General features: G+C 64.7%; 18 protein-coding genes. 13 read left to right on the top strand and 5 right to left on the bottom strand.

Features of this window, described 5'->3' with window-relative positions; all coding sequences use genetic code 11:
• Nucleotides 1–8: 8 nt before the first annotated feature.
• Both PXK01_RS03190 and PXK01_RS03185 read right to left on the bottom strand, forming a co-directional pair.
• On the bottom strand, nucleotides 9–674 hold the full coding sequence (locus PXK01_RS03190; RefSeq protein ID WP_274847838.1) for a TetR/AcrR family transcriptional regulator: 666 nt from the start codon (nucleotides 672–674) through the stop codon (nucleotides 9–11).
• 135 nt (nucleotides 675–809) lie between these two features.
• Entirely contained in the window at nucleotides 810–1,394 is a 585-nt protein-coding gene (locus PXK01_RS03185) for a TetR/AcrR family transcriptional regulator (protein ID WP_274858843.1), read from the bottom strand.
• Nucleotides 1,395–1,469: 75 nt separating this feature from the next.
• On the opposite strand from PXK01_RS03185, the gene PXK01_RS03180 reads away from it, so the two are divergent.
• Entirely contained in the window at nucleotides 1,470–2,261 is a 792-nt protein-coding gene (locus PXK01_RS03180) for a crotonase/enoyl-CoA hydratase family protein (RefSeq protein WP_274847836.1), read from the top strand.
• Between the two features lie 47 nt (nucleotides 2,262–2,308).
• Here the strand turns inward: PXK01_RS03180 and PXK01_RS03175 are convergent, their stop codons facing one another.
• Both PXK01_RS03175 and PXK01_RS03170 read right to left on the bottom strand, forming a co-directional pair.
• On the bottom strand, nucleotides 2,309–2,938 hold the full coding sequence (locus PXK01_RS03175; protein ID WP_274858842.1) for a glutathione S-transferase family protein: 630 nt from the start codon (nucleotides 2,936–2,938) through the stop codon (nucleotides 2,309–2,311).
• Between the two features lie 77 nt (nucleotides 2,939–3,015).
• Entirely contained in the window at nucleotides 3,016–3,510 is a 495-nt protein-coding gene (locus PXK01_RS03170; RefSeq protein ID WP_274858841.1) for a class I SAM-dependent methyltransferase, read from the bottom strand.
• 268 nt (nucleotides 3,511–3,778) lie between these two features.
• On the opposite strand from PXK01_RS03170, the gene PXK01_RS03165 reads away from it, so the two are divergent.
• The 5 genes from PXK01_RS03165 to PXK01_RS03145 are packed head-to-tail and all read left to right on the top strand — an operon-like array spanning nucleotide 3,779 to nucleotide 10,994.
• Complete coding sequence (locus tag PXK01_RS03165) at nucleotides 3,779–5,551, top strand: ABC transporter ATP-binding protein (RefSeq protein WP_274858840.1); 1,773 nt, start codon at nucleotides 3,779–3,781, stop codon at nucleotides 5,549–5,551.
• Nucleotides 5,544–7,469 (top strand): ABC transporter substrate-binding protein, encoded by a 1,926-nt coding sequence (locus tag PXK01_RS03160; protein ID WP_274858839.1) that lies wholly within the window; start codon nucleotides 5,544–5,546, stop codon nucleotides 7,467–7,469. Before PXK01_RS03165 ends, PXK01_RS03160 begins: the two co-directional genes overlap by 8 nt.
• Nucleotides 7,469–8,497 (top strand): ABC transporter permease, encoded by a 1,029-nt coding sequence (locus PXK01_RS03155; RefSeq protein ID WP_274858838.1) that lies wholly within the window; start codon nucleotides 7,469–7,471, stop codon nucleotides 8,495–8,497. The genes PXK01_RS03160 and PXK01_RS03155 overlap by 1 nt, the downstream gene beginning before the upstream one ends.
• On the top strand, nucleotides 8,494–9,651 hold the full coding sequence (locus PXK01_RS03150) for an ABC transporter permease (RefSeq protein WP_274858837.1): 1,158 nt from the start codon (nucleotides 8,494–8,496) through the stop codon (nucleotides 9,649–9,651). The genes PXK01_RS03155 and PXK01_RS03150 overlap by 4 nt, the downstream gene beginning before the upstream one ends.
• Entirely contained in the window at nucleotides 9,648–10,994 is a 1,347-nt protein-coding gene (locus PXK01_RS03145; RefSeq protein WP_274858836.1) for a CoA transferase, read from the top strand. Before PXK01_RS03150 ends, PXK01_RS03145 begins: the two co-directional genes overlap by 4 nt.
• A gap of 103 nt (nucleotides 10,995–11,097) precedes the next feature.
• On the opposite strand, the gene PXK01_RS03140 is transcribed toward PXK01_RS03145, so the two are convergent.
• Nucleotides 11,098–13,488, bottom strand: coding sequence for a mechanosensitive ion channel family protein (locus PXK01_RS03140; RefSeq protein ID WP_274858835.1), 2,391 nt, complete (start codon nucleotides 13,486–13,488; stop codon nucleotides 11,098–11,100).
• A gap of 219 nt (nucleotides 13,489–13,707) precedes the next feature.
• Between PXK01_RS03140 and PXK01_RS03135 the strand changes: the two genes are divergently transcribed.
• Genes PXK01_RS03135 through PXK01_RS03105 form a run of 7 tightly spaced genes read left to right on the top strand, consistent with a single transcriptional unit; the run spans nucleotide 13,708 to nucleotide 20,209 of the window.
• On the top strand, nucleotides 13,708–14,934 hold the full coding sequence (locus PXK01_RS03135) for a glycosyltransferase family protein (protein ID WP_274858834.1): 1,227 nt from the start codon (nucleotides 13,708–13,710) through the stop codon (nucleotides 14,932–14,934).
• Nucleotides 14,931–16,175, top strand: coding sequence for a glycosyltransferase family 4 protein (locus PXK01_RS03130; protein ID WP_274858833.1), 1,245 nt, complete (start codon nucleotides 14,931–14,933; stop codon nucleotides 16,173–16,175). The genes PXK01_RS03135 and PXK01_RS03130 overlap by 4 nt, the downstream gene beginning before the upstream one ends.
• The gene (locus PXK01_RS03125; protein WP_274858832.1) at nucleotides 16,172–17,260 is read left to right on the top strand and encodes a glycosyltransferase family 4 protein; all 1,089 of its coding nucleotides are present in this window, start codon (nucleotides 16,172–16,174) and stop codon (nucleotides 17,258–17,260) included. Before PXK01_RS03130 ends, PXK01_RS03125 begins: the two co-directional genes overlap by 4 nt.
• The gene (locus tag PXK01_RS03120; protein ID WP_274858831.1) at nucleotides 17,257–17,844 is read left to right on the top strand and encodes a histidine phosphatase family protein; all 588 of its coding nucleotides are present in this window, start codon (nucleotides 17,257–17,259) and stop codon (nucleotides 17,842–17,844) included. The genes PXK01_RS03125 and PXK01_RS03120 overlap by 4 nt, the downstream gene beginning before the upstream one ends.
• Nucleotides 17,841–18,977: a glycosyltransferase family protein gene (locus tag PXK01_RS03115; protein WP_274858830.1), complete on the top strand. Its 1,137-nt coding sequence runs from the start codon at nucleotides 17,841–17,843 to the stop codon at nucleotides 18,975–18,977. Before PXK01_RS03120 ends, PXK01_RS03115 begins: the two co-directional genes overlap by 4 nt.
• A complete protein-coding gene (locus tag PXK01_RS03110; RefSeq protein ID WP_274858829.1) occupies nucleotides 18,974–19,732 on the top strand; it encodes a polysaccharide deacetylase family protein in 759 nt (252 codons plus the stop codon). The genes PXK01_RS03115 and PXK01_RS03110 overlap by 4 nt, the downstream gene beginning before the upstream one ends.
• Nucleotides 19,733–20,209, top strand: coding sequence for a class I SAM-dependent methyltransferase (locus PXK01_RS03105; RefSeq protein WP_274858827.1), 477 nt, complete (start codon nucleotides 19,733–19,735; stop codon nucleotides 20,207–20,209). It begins immediately after the preceding gene.
• Nucleotides 20,210–20,214: the final 5 nt, after the last annotated feature.

The following is a 20,214-nucleotide window of genomic DNA, read 5'->3' as shown; positions in this document are numbered from 1 at the left end:
AGGCGCGGTCAGATATCCCAGACGTCCCGGGTGTAACGCCGGAACGCCTCCAGCTCTTCGGGCTGTGCCTCCTTACCGGTAAACACCAGCAGGTATTCCGGCGTCATCTTCATGCGCAATTCGTAGCTTTCGTTCGGCTCGGCCATGTCATAGCCGAGCTGCATGTAATAGAGCACCTTGGCCCGTGCCTGCGCCTCCATCTCGGGATAGCCGAAGCGGGCAAACATGTCGGTCAGCGCCGCCACCCGGCGCGCATCCGAGCGGTCCAGCAGGCTGCGCACCTTGCCAGAACGCCGCGCCCAGTCGCGCACCGCAAAATCCAGCGCCGTGTTGAAGAGATCCGGGTTCTCGATGCAGTGAAAGACATTCAGCACCGCCCCGGTGATCGTCTCGGCCGTGGCTTCGGCCTGGGCCACCATGGCGGCGGTATTGGTCTGCTCCCATTCCTTCAGCAGCGCATCCAGCAGATCCTGACGCGACTTGAAGTACCAGTAGAAGGAAGAGCGCGAGACATTCATCCGCTCGGCCAGGGCCAGCACCTTGACCCGCTCCACCCCGTCGCTGATCAGCACATCCATGGCCACGTTCAGCCAATCTGCGCGGGTGACTTTTACGTTCCCGGTCAGCGGCGCGGCAGTGGGATCGTCGCGGTGAAGGATCGGTTTGGCGGGCATGGGCAGAATACCTTGTCACAGACGCCAAGCGGCGCAGCAAATATCCTGCGGCGGGTACCCGGCCATGTCCACCGCATTCGGCAGCGGTGCGCTATTTGTCTCAGGCGGAAGGCAAGGCGCCCTGCGATCCCGGGTTCAAGACGATGCACAGGCCAATTCGACAAGACGGTAAGCCGCAGCCCCTGCATCCTCTGCATATTGCGGATCGCGATGGGTCAGCATCGCAGAAAAGGCGCCATCCATCAGCAGGGTCACCGCCCGGGCGAGATCCTGTGCCTGCTGAATCCCCGCCTCTGCATACTTCTTGGCCAGCCAGAGTTCGAATTTCTTTTTGTGCCGCGCACCGACTGCCACCGCAGGGTGTCCGGGCATGTTTGCCAGCTCCGCGACGGTCCTCAGAAACCCGCAGCCCTTCCATTTCGGGTGGCGCGCATTCTCGGCAACCCTTTGAAGAATGACCTGTGTCTTTGCGGAGACCGGTCCTTCCGCCTCATCGAACCACCGTGCGAATGCCGCCAGGTTGGGCTGGTCCCGCGAGATCAGATAGGCCTCGATCAGGTCATCCTTGCTTTTGAAATGATAGTAGAGCGTCCGTTTGGTCAGCCCGGCCTTTTCGGCAATCGCATCGACGCTCACAGCGCGGATTCCTTCGCCGTAAAATAGCTTGTTCGCCGCCGTCAGGATGCGGTCCCGGGTTTCTAGGGAAGAGGGTTTCGCCATGTATACTACCTAGTGAGTTTACTTGAATTTGCCCCCTTCCCACACTCGGGTCAACACAACGACGGAGTATCGAAGATGACCGACACTGTTTTGATGACACGCGAGGGACCGATTGCAATTCTCACGCTCAATCGGCCGGAAAAGCTGAACGCGCTGAACTATCAGACCAACGACCGGATACTCGAGCTGCTGAACCGGATCGAGGACGACGCCAGCCTGCGCCTGGTTGTCTTGACCGGTGCCGGGGATCGCGCGTTTTCCGCAGGCGGCGACATCCACGAATTTTCGCAAAGCGTGAAAGAGGGGCCGGATGTGGCGATCAAGGCCTTCGTGCGCCGGGGGCAGGCCATGACACGTCGCCTGGAGGCCTTTCCCAAACCCATCATCGCGGCAGTGAACGGCATTGCCTTTGGGGGTGGCTGTGAAATCACCGAAGCGGTTCACCTGGCCGTAGCATCCGACCGGGCGCGATTTGCCAAGCCGGAAATCAACATCGGCATTCCGCCGACCTTTGGCGGCACACAGCGGCTCCCCAGGTTGGCGGGCCGGAAACGCGCGCTTGAGCTTCTGTTGACCGGCGACGAATTCGACGCCGCGCGCGCCTATGAGCTTGGCTTGGTGAACCGTGTCGTTCCCCATGAGGATCTCATGCCTGCCACCTTCGATCTGGCGGACCGTATTCTGCGCCATTCACCAATTGCGGCGGCACGGATCATCACGGCAGTGACGCGCGGGATCAACGCCTCAATCACAGAAGGTCTTGAGATCGAAAGCGAGCAATTCGGCCGCATGGCCGCCACCACCGACATCCACGAAGGGCTGGACGCCTGGATCGCACGCCGGAGACCGGCATACACGGGCACATGACCGGACCACGCCCTTGCCCCGGTGCGCAGCAACTTTGCCCCTTGATCCTACAGCTGCGCGCTGGGACGTTCGCGGATGGCCTCTTGCCAGGCCAGGGTCGCGCTGTTGGCTTCGGGCACGCGGATCTTGATCACGCGGGCAAAGTCCACAAAAACGAAGGCCGAGATATCCGCCAGGGTGAAATGATCGGTCGCCAGATAGGGGCTTTCCCGAAGTCGTTCCTCCAGGAGGTCAAAGAACCGCGCGGTGCGCAGCTGCCCGCGTTCCGCCAATGCCGGGATCTGGGCGTAGTGATCGGGGCCGGGAATGGCGCGGTTCTCGAACGCGGGATGAGTGTTGCGCAGCACCTCGGCAATCGGCGCGCCGCCCTGCTGTTCGACGATGGAGTTCCACATCAGCACCAGCCCCTTTTCATCCGCGTCTCGCCCCATCAGAGGCGGTTCGGGATAGGCAGCCTCCAGGTAGGCGGCGATACCCAGGTTCTCGGTCAGGGCGGTGCCCGCGTCGGTGATCAGCACCGGGATCGTGGCCCGCGGGTTCACCGCCAGAAAGGCCGCATCCAGCTGTTCGCCCTTGGCGATGGAGACATCATGCGTTTCGGGCGTCAGCCCCTTTTCGGCAATGAACATGCGCGCCCGGCGCGGGTTGGGCGCGGTGGAGCAATCGTAGAAAATCATGGCAGCCTCCCTTTTCTCCCCCCAGCCTAGGAGCAGAGTATCGCGTCAGGCCAGCATGACGATACGTCGCAGACAGATCAGGCGTCGCGACGGTAGATAAAGCAACGCCCCTCGACAGCGCCGTCCGGCAGCGGCATTTCGCGCAAGGTCTCGAAATACATCCGGTCCGAGGACACCATCAGGCCACCCACTGCCAGCAAGGGTTCGATCAGCGGCGAGACCAGCCGGGCGAAGGCATCGTTTTTCGCGCGGTTGTGCCCGCCCAGATCCGCATGGATCAGGCTGGCCGTGGCGCCGAACCGCTCCAGCGCGGCCGGAAGGGTCTCGCGCACATCGCCCAGGATCGTCAGCTCTTCCGGCGGGGTGCTGTCGGGGTGCGAGGCCACCGCGCGCTCGAACACATAGATGTCGCGCCCGCTGATATTGTGCTTCATGTGGTGATAGGTGCGCCCGTTGCCGAGCCCCAGTTCGAACACCGGCCCGCTCATGTCCGCGGTCTCTGCAATCGCGTGATCCAGACAGGCACGCTGGGACACCATGCGATCAATGAACAGGTCAAGGCGGGTGGTCATGAGGGGGCTCTCCTTGCGGTGCATGGCCGCGATACGGCCGGTGTGATGCAGATGTGTCAGAGTTTGCGGCAAATGTGTAGTGATTACAGAAAACTGGGCCGCAAAGCCCGCCGGGTGACCATCCGCCGCGTCAAAATTCCCGCACCTCAGCCAGCTATCGGTGAATGGGGGTTTGACTAGAGCGCATGGCCCGCGCGATGGTGGGAGAAAAACGGGGACATGGGAAGACAATGACGCGATATCGCCGGTCACGGACGGGGAGGGCCGAATGACACCTCTGTTGTCAGTCGAAGGTCTCAGCATCGGCTTTGGCCGGGATGAACCCGTCGTGCGGGACGTCAGCTTTGACGTGGCGCCCGGTGGCACCCTGGCCCTGGTCGGCGAAAGCGGATCGGGCAAGACCATCACCTGCCGCGCCGCCCTGCGTATCCTGCCGCGTGCGGCACAGATCCGCTCTGGGAAGATCACGCTCAATGGCGGCAAGGCGCCGCTTGAATTGCTGTCCCTGTCCGAACGGCAGATGCGCAATGTGCGCGGCAACCGGATCGCGATGATTTTCCAGGAGCCGATGCGCTCCCTGTCGCCGCTGCACCGGATCGGCAACCAGGTCTCCGAGGTGCTGTGGCTGCATGGCCGCAAGAGCGAGGCCGAAGCGCGCAAGGAGGTGCTGGAGTGCTTCGAGCGCGTCGGTTTCCCGGAACCGGAGCGCACCTATCACTCCTACCCGTTCGAACTGTCGGGAGGCATGCGCCAGCGGGCGATGATCGCTATGGCGATGGTGGCCAAGCCCGACCTGCTGATCGCGGACGAGCCGACGACCGCGCTGGATGTGACGACGCAGGCGCAGGTTCTGGGGCTGATGAAGGAACTGCAGCGCGACACCGGCATGGCGATGATCCTGGTGACCCACGATCTGGGCGTCGTCGCCAATATGGCCGAGGATGTGGTGGTGATGCACAAGGGCCGCGTGATGGAGTCAGGCCCCGCCGCGCCGATCCTGTCGGACCCGGCGCATGCCTATACCCGTGCCTTGATCGAAGCCGCGCCCAAGATCCCCGCCGCCAGCCACAACGCGCCGCCGCAAGCCAAGGAAGACCTGATCCTCGAGCTGAAATCCGTCTCGAAAACCTACACCCTGCGGGCCGGAAAGGGCTGGGCGCCGCCCACCTATATCCACGCCTGCCGGGGGGTGGATTTCAAACTGCCGCGCGGCAAGACACTGGCCATCGTCGGCGAAAGCGGATCGGGCAAGACCACCGCCGCCCGCATTGCGCTGGGAGCCGAGCCGCCAGATCCCGGCGGCGAGGTTCTGTTCCGCCCGACCCCGGAAGGCGAGACCGTCAAGGTCCACCAGATGGACCGCACCGCCCGCACCGCCTTTCAACGCGAGGCGCAGATGGTGTTCCAGGACCCCTATTCCTCTCTCAGCCCGCGCATGCGCATTCTGGATACCATGGTGGAACCGCTGGAAATCCACGGTATCGGCACGGCGGCTGAGCATCGCGACAAGGCCGCCAAGATGTTGCAGACAGTGGGTCTTGGCCCCGAAATGCTGCAACGCTACCCGCATGCCTTTTCCGGCGGCCAGCGCCAGCGCCTGTCGATTGCCCGCGCCCTGATGCTGGATCCTGCTCTGATCGTCTGTGACGAGCCGACCTCGGCGCTGGATGTCTCGGTGCAGGAACAGATCCTGCGCCTGCTGGAGAAGATCCAGGAGCAGCAGGGGCTTTCCTATCTGTTTATCAGCCATGATCTGGCCGTGGTCGCCCGTATCGCGGATGAGGTCGCGGTGATGCGGCGCGGGCTGATCGTGGAGCAGGCCCCGCCCGAGACCCTGTTCCACAATCCCCAGCATCCCTACACCAAGGCGCTGATCGCGGCGCAGCCCGAACCCGATATCGACCGCCCGATCAATCTGGATCTGGTGGCGCAGGGCGCAGGTGCCCCGGACAGCTGGCCCGAGCACTTCAGATTCACGGGCGCCGAAGCCCCGCCGCTGGTGATGCTGGAGCCCGGACACAAGGTACGATGCTATGTTTGACGCCAAGAAACCCGTTCTGGCCCTCGCCCTTGCTGTGGCCCTTCTGCCGTTTTCCGCCCTGGCAGAGGCCCTGCCGCAGCTGAAGGAAAGCGCCTTCTGGCAGCAGGAGGTGGACGCGGGTGACCTGCCCCCGGTGGCAGAACGCATCCCCGAGACCCCGCTGGTGGTCGATCTGGAGGCCAAGGGGCGCGCATACGGCGTGCAGGGTGGCGCGCTCAACACCATGGTGACGCGTTCCAAGGACATCCGCCAGATGGTGGTCTACGGCTATGCCCGGCTTGTGGGTTATGACGCCGATTACAAGCTGCAGCCCGACATCCTGTTGGGTTACGAAGTCGAGAACAACCGGCGTTTCACCCTGCAGCTGCGCCCCGGCCACCACTGGTCGGATGGCTCCCCCTTCACCTCGGCCGATTTCGAATACTGGTGGAAGGACGTTGCCAACCACCCGCAGCTGAGCCCCGCAGGCCCGCCCGATTTCATGCGCGTCGAGGGTGAATTGCCGGAGGTCTCATTCCCCGATGCCACCACCGTGGTCTTTGAGTGGACCCATCCCAATCCCGGCTTCCTGCATCATCTGGCGCAGGCCCGCCCGCCCTTCATCTATCGCCCCTCGGCCTATCTGAAACAGTTCCACGCCGATTACGCCGACCCGGCGGCGCTGGCCGATGAAGTGGATTACGCCCGCGTCAAAAGCTGGGCCGCGCTGCACAACAAATACGACAACATGTACCAGTTCGACAATTTCGAACTGCCGACCCTGCAGCCCTGGATGAATGCCACAGTCGGCAAGAAAATCCGCCAGCTCTTCGTGCGCAATCCCTATTATCACCGCCTGGACGCCAAGGGCGTGCAGCTGCCCTACATCGACACCGTCGAGATGGAGATCGTCTCGGGCGGGCTGGTGGCCGCGAAGTCCAACGCCGGAGAGGCGGATCTGCAGGCGCGCGGCCTGGGCTTTCGCGACATTCCGATCCTGCGCAAGGGCGAGAAGGACGGCGGCACCTACAAGACCCACCTCTGGGGCACCGGCACCGCCTCGCAGATCGCGATCTATCCGAACCTGAACGCCAACGATCCGGTCTGGCGCGCGTTGCTGCGCGATGTACGGGTGCGCCGCGCCCTGTCGGTCGCCATCAACCGTGCCGCCATCAACCGGGCGCTCTATTTCAACCTGGCCAAAGCCGGCGCCATGACGGTGCTGGAGCAAAGCCCGTTTTTCGACCCCGCCCTGCGCGCGGCCTGGGCTCAGTTCGATCCCGATCTGGCCAATCAGCTGCTGGACGAGGTCGGGCTGACCGAAAAGGACGGCTATGGCATCCGCAAGCTGCCCGACGGACGCCGGATGGAGCTGATCATCGAGACCGCCGGTGAACGGCAGGAGGTGGAAAACGCCCTGCAGATCATCACCGACGACTGGCGCGATGTGGGCGTCAAGCTGGTGATGCGCCCGCTCGACCGCGACATTCTGCGCAACCGGGTGTTTTCCGGCACCACCACCGCCTCGGTCTGGTACGGCTGGGACAACGGTCTGCCGCAGCCCTATACCTCTCCGGCCTATCTCGCGCCCACCGATCAGGTCTTCCTGGCCTGGCCGAAATGGGGGCAGTATTACCAGACCGGCGGCGCGGCTGGCGAAGCCCCCGACATGGAGCCCGCCCAGCACCTGCTGGACCTGCTGCATGACTGGGAGACCGCCACCACGGACGAAGAGCGCTCTGCTGCCTGGCGCCAGATGCTGAAGATCCACGCCGATCAGGTCTATGGCATCGGCATCGTCGCAGGCGCTCCACAGCCGGTGGTGGTGTCCAACAGGTTGCGCAACGTGCCGGAACGCGGCATCTGGGCCTGGGATCCCGGTGCGCATTTCGGCGTGCATCGGATGGATGAATTCTTCTTTGTGGATGGTGAGGGCTGATGGAAATCCTGCGCTACGCCATATACCGTTTCGGCACCATGCTGCTCACGCTCTGGGTGGTGTCGGTGCTGGTCTTCGTGATCATCAACCTGCCCCCCGGCGACTACCTGTCGAACCAGATCGCCGAGCTACGCGCCAGCGGACAGACTGCGGGCGTGGAAAAGGCCGAATTCCTGCGGCGCGAATATGCTCTCGATAAACCCTTGTGGCAGCAGTACTTCATCTGGATCGGCTTCATGCCCGGCCCGCATGGGTTTTCCGGTCTGATCCAGGGCAATTTCGGCTGGTCCTTCGAGTTCGACCGCCCGGTGGCGGAAATCGTCGGAGACAGCCTGTGGCTGACCGTGCTTGTGAACCTCGCTGCCGTGCTGTTCGTCTACCTGGTGGCCCTGCCGCTGGGGGTGCTGGCGGCGGCGCGCTCGCGCACCTGGGTCGATTACACATCGGCCTTTGTCGGCTACCTGGGCCTTGCCACGCCGAACTTCCTTCTGGCGCTGATCCTCTTTTACTACGGTCACCGCTGGTTCGGGCTGCCCATCGGCGGGCTGATGGATCCGATCTATGAAGGCGAGCCAATGAGCTGGGAGAAGGTGAAATCGATCCTCATCCACCTGATCGTGCCCACCTTCGTGATCGGCACCTCGGGCGCCTCGGCGATGATGCAGCGCTTGCGTGCCAACATGCTGGACGAACTGGGCAAGCCTTATGTGGAGACCGCCATCGCCAAGGGCATGGCGCCGTCGCGGATGCTGGCGAAATATCCGCTGCGAGTGGCCTTCAATCCCTTCGTCGCCGATATCGGCAACCTGCTGCCCTCGATGGTATCGGGCTCGGTTCTGGTCTCGGTCGTCTTGGGGCTGCAGACCATCGGGCCGGACCTGCTGCAAGCGCTGAAATCGCAGGACATGTTCCTGTCGGCCTTCATCCTGATGTTCGTCGCCCTTCTGACCCTGATCGGCACGATGATTTCCGATGTGCTGCTGGTCCTTCTGGATCCGCGCATCCGCTACGAGGGGCGTGACGCATGAGCCAGCTTCCCGACGGTCGCTTTGTCGACGATGCCCCCTATGATCCGCAGCAATCGATCCGCGAGCTGGAGCGCAAGGATCTCGATGCTCCCAACTGGGTGCTGATCTGGCGCAAGTTCAAGACGCATAGGCTGGGGCTGATATCGGGCGCCTTCCTACTGTTCTGCTACCTGATGCTGCCCTTCGTCGGCTTCATCGCCCCCTATGGGCCGAACGAACGCCAGAGCGAGCATCTCTACTCCCCGCCGCAAGGCATCAACCTCTTCCACGAGGGCGAATTCCTCGGCCCCTTCATCTATCCGATGACCTCGGCAGCGAACCTGGAGACCTTCCAGTGGGAGTTCGAGCCGGACTATGAGAACCCGATGCCACTGCGGTTCTTCTGCGAGGGCAAATCCTACCGCATCGCCGGGTTGATCGAGGCCGATACCCATCTGTTCTGCGCGCCTTCGGCAGAGGTGCCCTTCTTCCTCTGGGGCTCTGACCGGTTGGGGCGCGATGTCTTCAGCCGTATCCTATACGGGGCGCAGCTGTCGCTGACCGTCGGTCTGATCGGCATTACCGTTTCCTTTGTGCTGGGGATCTTCTTCGGCTCAGTCGCGGGCTATTTCGGCGGCAGGATCGACTGGGTCATCAACCGGGTGATCGAGATCCTGCGCAGCCTGCCCGAACTGCCCCTGTGGCTGGCGCTCTCGGCCGCCGTACCCTCCAACTGGTCGCCGGTGGCGGTCTTCTTCATCATCTCGGTGATCCTCGGCATCCTCGATTGGCCGGGGCTTGCACGATCGGTCAGGGCCAAGTTCCTCTCCTTGCGCGAAGAGGAATACGTGCGCGCGGCGGAAATGATGGGGGCCTCCTCAGGGCGGGTGATCCGCAAGCATCTGCTGCCGAACTTCATGAGCCACCTCATCGCCTCGGCCACCCTGTCGATCCCGGCGATGATCCTGGGCGAAACCGCGTTGTCCTTCCTTGGCCTTGGCCTGCGCGCGCCTGCGGTCAGCTGGGGTGTCATGTTGAACGATGCCCAGAACCTCGCCAATATCGAGATCTACTGGTGGACCGCCATCCCGATGCTGCCCATCGTGGTTGTGGTTCTGGCCTTCAACTTCCTCGGTGACGGCTTGCGCGACAGTCTGGATCCATACCAGCAATGAGCCTGATCGATGCCCTCCCCGACCCCGCCACCTATGACCTGACGGGCACCGGCCACTGGCCAAGCGCCTTTGCGGTCAGCGAGCTCGCCACCGCAAGCATCGCCGCAGTGGGGGTGGAGCTTGCCGACTATATGCAAGCGGCAGGTTTGGTGACGCAAGCCCCTGCGGTCACGGTGGATCAGCGCCTTGCCGCGCTCTGGTTCGGCTACAGCTTCCGCCCCGAAGGCTGGGAGATGCCCTCGCTCTGGGATCCAATCGCCGGCAACTACCCGTCGGCCGACGGCTGGATCCGGCTGCACACCAACCTGCCCCGTCACCGCGCCGCGGCCCTGTCGGTGCTGGGCTGCGCCGCAAAGCCAGAGGCGGTGCGCGCCGCAGTCGCCACCTGGCAGGGCGATGATCTGGAACAGGCCATCGTCACCAAGGGCGGAGCCGCCGCCGCCATGCGCAGCCGCGATCAATGGCTGGCCCATCCGCAGGGGCAGGCCGTGGCCTCGGAACCGCTGGTGCAATGGGGCCAGCCCCGCGCCATTGCCCCCCGCGCCCTGCCCCGGGCGACGGCCTCCCGGCCTCTGGCGGGGCTCAAGGTGCTGGATCTCACCCGCGTTCTGGCCGGGCCGATTGCGACGCGCACGCTGGCCGGTTTCGGCGCCGATGTGCTGCGGATCGACCCGCCCGGCTGGGATGAACCGGGCGTGATCCCGGATATTTCCATGGGCAAACGCATGGCCATGCTGGATCTCAAGACCGCACAGGATCGCAGCCGCTTCGAAGCGCTGCTGTCCCGCGCCGACGTGCTGGTGCACGGCTATCGCCCCGGTGCCCTGGCCGCACTTGGCTACGGCCAGGAGATCCGCGACCGGATCGCGCCGAACCGGGTGGAAGTGACGCTCAACGCCTATGGCTGGACCGGCCCCTGGGCCGCACGGCGCGGCTTTGACAGCCTGGTGCAGATGAGCGCCGGGATCGCCGATACGGGCCGCAGCTGGGCCGCCGCCGACAAGCCCGTACCGCTCCCGGTGCAAGCGCTGGATCATGCCACCGGCTACCTGATGGCCGCCGCCGTGATCTCGGCCCTCAATGCGGCGACACGGCAGGACAATGCGCCACAGGCCCGCCTGTCGCTGGCCCGCACCGCTGAACTCATGGCCAGCCTGCAAGGCTCGAACAGCGGGCCTCAGATCACGGCAGCCGAAACCGGTGACTATGCTGCGGCAATCGAACAGTCGGGCTGGGGTCCGGGACTGCGGCTGAAACCGCCGCTGTCCCTGGCTGACACGCGCATGCACTGGCCGCGGCCTGCCGGGAAAACCGGATCGTCCCCTGCACAGTGGACCGCTTGATATCTGACGCTGCCGCGCCGCGCATCTGCGCGGCGCCCGGCCCAACCCCAAGCGGAGCGCGCATGCGCACCGGCGCGGGGGCGGGAGCACGCCCGGAGCGGATCTAACGGTCGCCCCCGCCCTCGTTCACATCCAGCAGGTCCTCATCGATCGCCGCCTGTACCGCACCTGCCAGTGCTTCCTTTTTCTGCGGCGTCATGGCGTCACTCTGATCTTCTGCCAGGCGCACGGTGACCTCGCGGTGAGCAAACTTGATGCCTTCACGCTCAAACAGCTGGCGAATTTCCTCGTAGACCTTCTTGCGCACCAGCCATTGATCGCCCGGCTTGGTCATGAACTTCACCCGGATGATCATCGCGGAATCCTGCATCTCGATCACGCCTTGTGATTTCAGCGGCTGGATGAAGTTGTCACCGATGACCGGGTCGCTGAGCAGCTCCTGCCCCAGCTTCTTGATCAGCTTGCGCACCTTTTCCACGTCGGTGTCATAGGTCACCCGCAGCGGCAGTTTCATCATCACCCAATCGCGGGAGTAATTGGTCAGAACCCGGATTTCACCAAAGGGGATGGTGTGCAGGGCGCCCAGGTGATGACGCAGCTGGAAGGAGCGAACCGAGATCTTCTCGACCGTACCCTTCACATCGCCGATGTCGATATACTCTCCCTTTCGGAAGGCATCATCGACCAGGAAGAAGGCCCCTGAAAAGATGTCCCGCACCAGCGCCTGCGAACCAAAGCCCACCGCCAGACCGACCACACCGGCACCGGCAAACAGCGGGCTGACATTGATGCCCAGTTCCAGCAGCACGATCAGGATGATCGACACCAGCACCACCGCAAGGATAGCGCCCCGGAACAGCGGCAGAAGGGTTGCCAGGCGGCTGGCACCACCGGCGCCACCCTCGTCGCCCAGCTCGGCCTCGGGCAGATCGCCGACCTCCTCGTCGATCTTTCCATCGATCCAGATGCGCGCCGCATTGTAGACGATATAGCCGATGAACAGGATCACCACGACATCGTACAGACGGTCGATGGCGGAATCCTCGATCCAGTCCAGATCCGGGTTCCAGACGTAAAACAGCGCCACCGCCCCCATCACGAAGGCCAGGATCCCCGCCACCCGGCGCGCCAGGTCTTCGAAGGATGCAATGGGATGGCGCCTGCGGGCCGGGGCGGCAGCTGCCTCCTCGCCTTCTCCTGGCTCCGGCTCGTCTTCACCGGCCTCCCGCTGCGGCAGACGCCGCCTGCCTGCGTAGGCCTCGATGCCGTAGTTGATGACGCCGTAGACCACCAGGATCGAGGTCAGTGCCAGATAGGTGCCCATCATCAGCGGGATGGACATGTCCCGCTCCAGCACCAGGTCAAAGGCGAGTTCCAGCCAGCCAAAGACGATATAGGCCACAACCGCCGGCGCCCAGGCCACTGACAGCACGCGCAGCAGCCAGGAGCAGTCCTCCGGCGGGCAGCCTGCCCGGATCGCCCCGGTGATGGCACGGGCGTTGAAGGCCACAAGCGCCAGATTGCCCATCAGTCCGATCAGCGCCAGCCCGCCGTAGACAACCGCATAGACATTGTAGGTGAGGCCAAAATCCCCCACCCAGGAGGCAAAGACCAGGCTCGAGATGTCATAGGTCGCCAGGATCGACGCCCAAAGATAGAGCCGCTTGGCATCGCGGTCGGAAAACACCGGAATCCGGTACTGGCTGAGATAGGGCGACAGTACCATCCGCCACAGGTCCGATACCGTGCGCGACAGGAAGAACGCCGTATAGATGGCCAGAACCGTCAACCGCACCGAAGCATCCTCAGACGCGCCGAAGATCAGGTAGGATCCGAACAGCGCCACCGCCATCGTGAAGATCGTCCCCCCGACGCCCAGCAGGAAGCGGAACACCAGGAAGGGCATCTTCTCGAGATAGCCCTCGGGCTGATCCTTGGTCCGGGCAACGACATGCTTCAGAGCGAACCTCTTGCCATAGATCTCGACCGTGACCCAACGCCCGAAGAACAGGAACAACAGGCTCCAGAACAGCAGCTCCACATAGGTCATGATGCGCCCATCCGGACTGGTCTGGCGCAGGATGTATTTCATCTCGAAGACCGAATAGGGGAGCGCCTCCAACCGGCTGCGCAACTCGTCGCGGAAGATGTCCATTTCCGACTGGGCCTTCATCAACATCGAGGCCCCTTCCATCTTGTCAGGGGTCCCTGCAGCCTCTTCGCCCGAAGCGCCACCGCCCAATCGCGCCCCGGTGCCATCGACGATGATCACCCCGACGCCTTTTTCGGCAGCCAGTTCGATGGCCCGGGCAAAAGGATCTGCCTGCGCATCGCCTTCCCCATCAGGGACCGACTGCGCCTCTGCCTCGCCTTCCAACTGGCCATAGAGGCTGACCTGCGCCCGGACAGGCCCCGCGACCGACACCAGCAGAACAACAAGAAACAGAAAGGCCGCAATCACTTGGGCAGAACGCCGGAAGACACCGAAAATCATGGTCTGGAAATCCTCGTACAGGTTGGGTCAGGTTAGCCAGCCACCAGGACGGGTGCAATCGCCAGGGTGCAACAGGCGATCACAGTTTGCGAAGCTGCCCGTAAAGCCTCTCAATTCCATGCCAATTTTTGCGCAATCGGCAGACCGGGGGCCGATCACCCTTGATTTCGGCGCCTGCCTATTGCACCACCGCTCTGTTCCACCTGTTCAGGCAGCCAGATGAAAGACCAGACCAGCTCCACAGCCGACAGGGAAAACGGCACACGTGGCCCAAGGGTGATGCTTTACAGCCACGACACCTTTGGCCTAGGCCATCTGCGCCGTTCCCGGGCACTGGCGGGCGCCATCACCGCAGCGGATCCGTCCGCCTCGGCGCTGATCCTGACCGGTTCCCCGGTGGCGGGGCGCTTTGCCTTTCCCAGCCGGGTCGATCACATGCGCCTGCCCGGGGTCATCAAACGCGCCGATGGCAGCTATGCCTCGCGCACCATGGGGATGAGCATCGAGGAAACCACCGAGATGCGCGCCGGCCTGATCCGCTCGATGGCGCAGCAATATGATCCCGACGTGCTGATCGTCGACAAGGAACCCACGGGGTTCCGCGGTGAGCTGATGCCCGCGCTTGATTGCCTGCGCAGCCGGGGCCGCTGTAAGCTGGTGCTGGGCCTGCGCGATGTGCTGGACGAACCCGAGGTTCTGGCCGCCGAATGGGCGCGCAAGGGCGCCGTGCCGGTCACCGAAGACTACTATGACGAGATCTGGGTCTATGGGCTCAGCTCGGTCTATGACCCCACCCAGGGGCTGGATCTGTCTGCCGACACCCGTGCGCGCATGCATTGGACCGGCTACCTGCGCCGCGACCTGGGCCAGATCGGTGAGCCGCCCGCGCAACCCTATGTGCTGATCACCCCCGGCGGCGGCGGCGATGGGGCGATGATGGTGGATCTGGTTCTTTCGGCCTATGAACGCGATCCTGATCTCAACCCGCGCGCCGTCCTGGTCTATGGCCCCTTCCTGTCCGGTGAAACCCGCGAAGCCTTCGAGTCCCGCGTCGCCGCGCTCGATGGGCGGGTGACCTCGGTGGGATTTGAAAGCCGCATCGAAACGCTGTTTGCCGGTGCTGCGGGTGTGGTCTGCATGGGCGGCTACAACACCTTCTGCGAGGTGCTGTCCTTTGACAGGCCCGCCGTGATCGTGCCGCGCACCACGCCGCGCCTGGAACAGTGGATCCGCGCCAGCCGGGCCGAGGAACTGGGCCTCGTCGCCATGCTGGACGAGAACCGTGACGGCTGGACTCCCGAAGCGATGATCCGCGCCATTCGCGCGCTGCAGGATCAGCAGCCCCCCTCTGCCGCCTTTACCGACGGGCTGCTGGAGGGGCTTGATTATGTCACCCACCGGGTCGCGGCCCTGTTGCAGACCGAACCGCGAAAGGCCGCCAAATGAGTGACCCCCGACCACCGCTTGCCGTTCTGGTCAAGGGCTGGCCACGGCTGTCCGAAACCTTCATCGCCCAGGAGCTGGTCGCGCTGGAGGCCGCCGGTCATAGCTTTGAAATCTGGTCTTTGCGTCATCCGACGGATGTGAAACGCCACCCCCTGCACGAGCGCCTGCAGGCGCAGGTGAACTACCTGCCCGAATACCTTTATCAGGAACCGGACCGCGTCTGGCGCGCCCGCGAGGTGGCCCAACAGCTTCCCGGCTACGGCGAGGCATGGCGGATCTGGCGCGCCGACCTGCGCCGCGATCCCAGCCGCAACCGCATCCGCCGCTTTGGCCAGGCCTGCGTTCTGGCCGCCGAGATGCCGGACAGCGTCCTTGGGCTTTACGCGCATTTCCTGCACACCCCGTCATCCGTGGCGCGCTATGCGGCGGTGATGCGCGGCCTGCCCTGGAGCTTTTCGGCCCATGCCAAGGACATCTGGACTTCTCCTGACTGGGAGATCGAGGAAAAACTCTCCACCACGCAGCACGGCGCCGCCTTTGGGGCCACCTGCACCGCCTTCGGCGCGCAGCACCTGCGCGAGATGTCCGACGACCCGGCGCGCATCGATCTGATCTACCACGGGCTGGACCTCAGCCGCTTTCCCGACCCGCCCGATCGCAGCTGGCGCAAGGTCGGCGATCCGCTGCGCCTGATGTCCGTGGGCCGCCTGGTGGAAAAGAAGGGCTTTGACCGGCTCATTGCCGCGCTAGCGCTGTTGCCCCAGGATCTGGACTGGCACTGGACCCATATCGGCGGCGGCGGTCTGGGGGATCTGTTGCAGGGCATGGCCGCGGATGCGGGCGTTGCGCATCGCATCACCTGGCACGGCGCTTGCGATCAGCCCGAGGTGATCGCGGCCATGCGCGCCAGCGACATCTTCGTTCTGCCCAGCCGCGTTGCCGCCGATGGCGACCGCGACGGTCTGCCGAACGTGCTGATGGAGGCCGCCTCGCAGCGGCTGCCGATCCTGTCCACCCCCGTCTCCGCCATTCCCGAGTTCATCGACAGCGGCACCCATGGCACCTTGAGCGAGGACGCCCCCGAAGCGCTGGCCGCCGCGATCTGCGATCTGGCAAACGATCCGGGCAAAGCCGCCACCATGGCCGAGGCCGCGCTGATGCGCCTGCGTCAGGATTTCGGCATGGAGCCCGGCATTGCGCGCCTGTCAGAACGGCTCAATGCCATGCTGAACGGCGCATGACGGGCGGTAGCGGCAAACGCATCGCATTCTATGCGCCGATGAAATCGCCGCACAGCCCGGTGCCCTCGGGCGATCGGGAAGTCGCACGCAACCTGATCGATGTGATCGCCGCAGGCGGCGCAAAGGTCGATCTGGTCAGCGAAGCCCGCATCTACGACAAGGCAGGCGATACCGATCAGCAGGAAAGCTTGCGCGACACGGCCCGGCAGGAGGTCCAGCGCCTGCTGACCGAGATGCCGCCCGTGGATCTCTGGGTTACCTATCACAACTACTACAAGGCCCCCGATCTGATCGGCCCCGAGGTCGCCCGCGCCCGCGCCGTGCCCTACGTGCAGATCGAAAGCACCCGCGCCACCAGCCGCCTGACCGGGCCATGGGCGGAGTTTGCCAAGGCGGCCCATGAAGCCGCCGATGCCGCCGATGCAATCTTCTATTTCACCGCCAATGACCTGATCACCCTGGAGCGCGAGCGCTACGGGACGCAGGCGCTGGTACATCTGCCGCCCTTCCTGCCGCAGGCCGAATTGCCGCCTCCTTCGCCGCTCAAGGGACCGATGCTCAGCGTCGGCATGATGCGCGCGGGCGATAAACTCGCCTCCTACCGGATCATCGCCGAGACGCTTTCGTGCCTCGACAGAGACTGGCAGCTGGAAATCGCAGGCGATGGCCCGGCGCGGGCTGAGGTGGAGGCATTGATGGCGCCGTTTGGGTCCCGCGTGCGCTTTCTCGGCCAGTTGGACCGTGAGGGCCTGTCTGGAGCTTATGGCCGCGCCGCCCTGTTCCTCTGGCCCGGCGTCAACGAGGCCTTCGGCATGGCCTACCTCGAGGCCCAGGCGCATGGCCTGCCGGTGGTGGCGCAGGACCGTCCGGGGATGCGGGATGTTCTGGCGCCGGGAACCTACCCCGCCCCGGAACAGGGGCCAGAAGCCCTGGCGCGCCAGATAAAGGCGCTGCTGGAAGACCCCGATCTGCGCGCCCAGCGCAGCGATGAAGCCCGCCAGATGGTCGCCACGAACCACCTTGCCCCCGCCGCAACCTCCCGATTCTGGGCCGCCGTGGCACCGCTCATGGAGGGCCGCACATGATCCGCCTTGCCCTGTTGCGCCATGGCCATACCGAGTGGAACCGCGCGGGCCGCATCCAGGGGCGTAGCGACATTGCGCTGGATGAGACCGCCCGCAGCGAGTTGGCCGCCCAGGCGCTGCCCGCGCCCTGGGATGCGGCGGAACTCTGGTCCAGCCCGCTGTTGAGGGCCGCCGAAACCGCGAAACTGGTGGCAGGACGTGATCCCCGAACCGCGCCTGAACTGATTGAAATGGACTGGGGCGACTGGGAAGGTCTGCATGGGCTCGACCTGAAGGCCGATCCAGACAGCGGCTTTCGCGACATCGAACATTGGGGCTGGGGCTATCGCCCCCCCGGCGGCGAGACCCCGGCCGAGGTCTGGGCGCGCATCGCCCCCTGGCTGGAGCGGCTTACCCGCGATACCGTCGCCGTCTGCCATATCGGCATTATGCGGATGATCCTCGCCCGCGCCCATGGCTGGGATTTCAACGGCCCCGCGCCGTTTCGCATCAAGCGCAACCGGCTGTTTGTGGTGGAGATCGACCAGGGCAGCCTGACCCCCCTGCCCGATCCGATCCGCCTGATCCGGAAGGAAGCGCCATGAAGGTCCTGATCACCGTTACGCACCTCTTGGGCACCGGGCATCTGTCACGGGCGCTGACCTTGGGACGGGCCTTTGCCACGGCGGGGCACCAGGTCTGCATCGCCTCGGGTGGTTTTCCGGCCGCGCAATTGCGGCATGAGGGTCTCGACCTTCTGCAACTGCCGCCCTTGCGATCTGATGGCGTGGACTTCACCCGGCTGTTGACCCCCACGGGAACGGTGGCCGATGACCCCTATTTTGCCACGCGGCAACAGGTCTTGTGCGATGCGCTTGCACGCATGCAGCCAGACCTGTTGATCACCGAGCTTTACCCCTTTGGCCGCCGCAGCCTGAAGGCGGAGTTCCTCGCGCTTTTGCAGGCGGCCCATGACTTGCCCCGGCGGCCCGTGGTGCTGGCTTCGATCCGCGATATCCTGGCGCCACCCTCCAAACCCAAGAAGGCGGTGGAGGCCGATGCCGTGATCGCGGAGTTCTACGACGCCGTGCTGGTGCATTCCGACCCCGCTGCCACCCGGCTCGACATCAGCTGGCCGGTCTCGGACATGCTGGCGGGCAAGCTGCGCTACACCGGTTACGTGGCGCCCCCGGCCGCAGCCCCGCACCCCGAACAGGCAGGCACGGGCGAGGTGCTGGTCAGCGCCGGTGGCGGCAGTGTCGGCGATGCGCTTTATCGCTGCGCATTGCAGGCTGCCCGGCAGATGCCCGGAACGACATGGCGCCTTCTGGTGGGTGGCGGTGATGCGCCAGAGCGGATCGCGCAGTTTGCCAGCCTTGGCTCTCCCGCCGTGATCGAAGCGGCGCGCCCCGATTTCCGGCAGATGCTGCGCCATGCCGCGGCCTCGGTCAGCATGTGCGGCTACAACACCGCGCTGGACCTGCTGCAGGCGGGCACGCCCGCGGTGCTGGTGCCCTTTGATGCGGGCAAGGAGGTGGAGCAATCCCTGCGCGCGGGCAGCCTTGCCCCCTTGAACGGCATCGAGGTTGTGAAGACCGCCGATCTTACCCCAGAAGGGCTGTCACAGGCGGTGCGCGCCGCGATGGCAGCCCCCGCCCGCGCCACCGACAGCTTCCGGTTTGACGGCGCCGCCAGAACGGTAGAGATTGCCGCCGAACTGGTGGGGAAACGGGAATGACGGCACAGTGGCGCGCCCTGGATCGGGAGCTGAAGGCCTGGCAAGACGCAGGCATGACCCTGCCCCTGTGGTGGCGCGACGACGATGCCGTCAAGCACACCCCCGAGCTTGAGCGGCTGGCCGACCTCTCAGGCAGGCTGGGCCTTCCGGTCCATCTCGCCATTATCCCCAAGGACGCGCAAGACAGCCTTGCCGATCACCTGCAAGAGGCCTCGCAGCTGATCCCGGTGGTCCACGGATGGGCCCACATCAGCCACGCCCCGGCGACCGAGAAGAAAGCCGAGTTCGGCGCCCATCGCCCGGTGGATGACAGGCTGGAAGAGGCCGAGGCCGGGCTCTGCCGCCTCAAAGATCTGATCGGCCCCGCCCTGCGCCCGATGTTCGTGCCGCCCTGGAACCGCATCGCGCCGGACATGCTGCCTTGGATGGCGGGCCTTGGCTATGGCGCGCTCTCGACCTTCACGCCGCGCAGCCAGGTGAAACCGGCGCCGGGCCTTGTGCAGATCAACACACATCTTGATCCGATCGACTGGAAGGGCAGCCGCTCTTTGCTGCCCGAAGATCGGCTGATCCACCAGGTGACGCAGCAGTTGCAGGATCGGCGCCTTGGCCAGGCGGACGCGGATGAACCCTATGGCATTCTGACCCACCACCTGGTGCATGACGCCGCGATCTGGACCTTCACCGAGGCGCTGATTACCCGCCTTCTGGCAGGGCCTGCCGTGGCCTGGACCTATGACGAAAGGACTTCCTGAATGAGCCGACTGGATTCGATGCTGCGCCGCCTCACCGCCCAGCGCGACGGGCTGAACTGGGCCGCAGAGCAGATCGCGGATGTGCCCGGCGATGCGCTGGACATGGGGCTGGGCAACGGGCGCACCTATGACCACCTGCGCGAGATCCTGCCCGACCGCCGCATCTGGGTGATCGACCGGGTGCTGCAGTGCCACCCTTCCTGTGTTCCGCCGGAACAGGATTTCCTGCAAGGCGAAGCCGAACCGATGCTGCAGCGCCTTGCCTCCGAGGGCCACAAGATCGTGCTGGCGCACTATGATTTCGGCTTTGGCGTCAAGGAAAAGGACGTCGCCGAGGCCGCCGCCATGTCGCCGGTCATCGCCTCAGTCATGGCACCGGGTGGCATCGTGGTCTCGGGCCAGCCGCTCGTGGGGTTCGAGGAACTCAGCGGCCCAGAAGGCATCCCCGAGGGGCGCTACATGTTCTACCGCGCCTGAAAAGA

The sequence above is a fragment of the Phaeobacter sp. PT47_59 genome (assembly GCF_028890025.1).
Classification (GTDB): Bacteria; Pseudomonadota; Alphaproteobacteria; order Rhodobacterales; family Rhodobacteraceae; genus Phycobacter.
The sequence above is the reverse complement of the archived record's forward strand: the minus strand, read 5'-3'. Positions and strand labels throughout refer to the sequence as shown.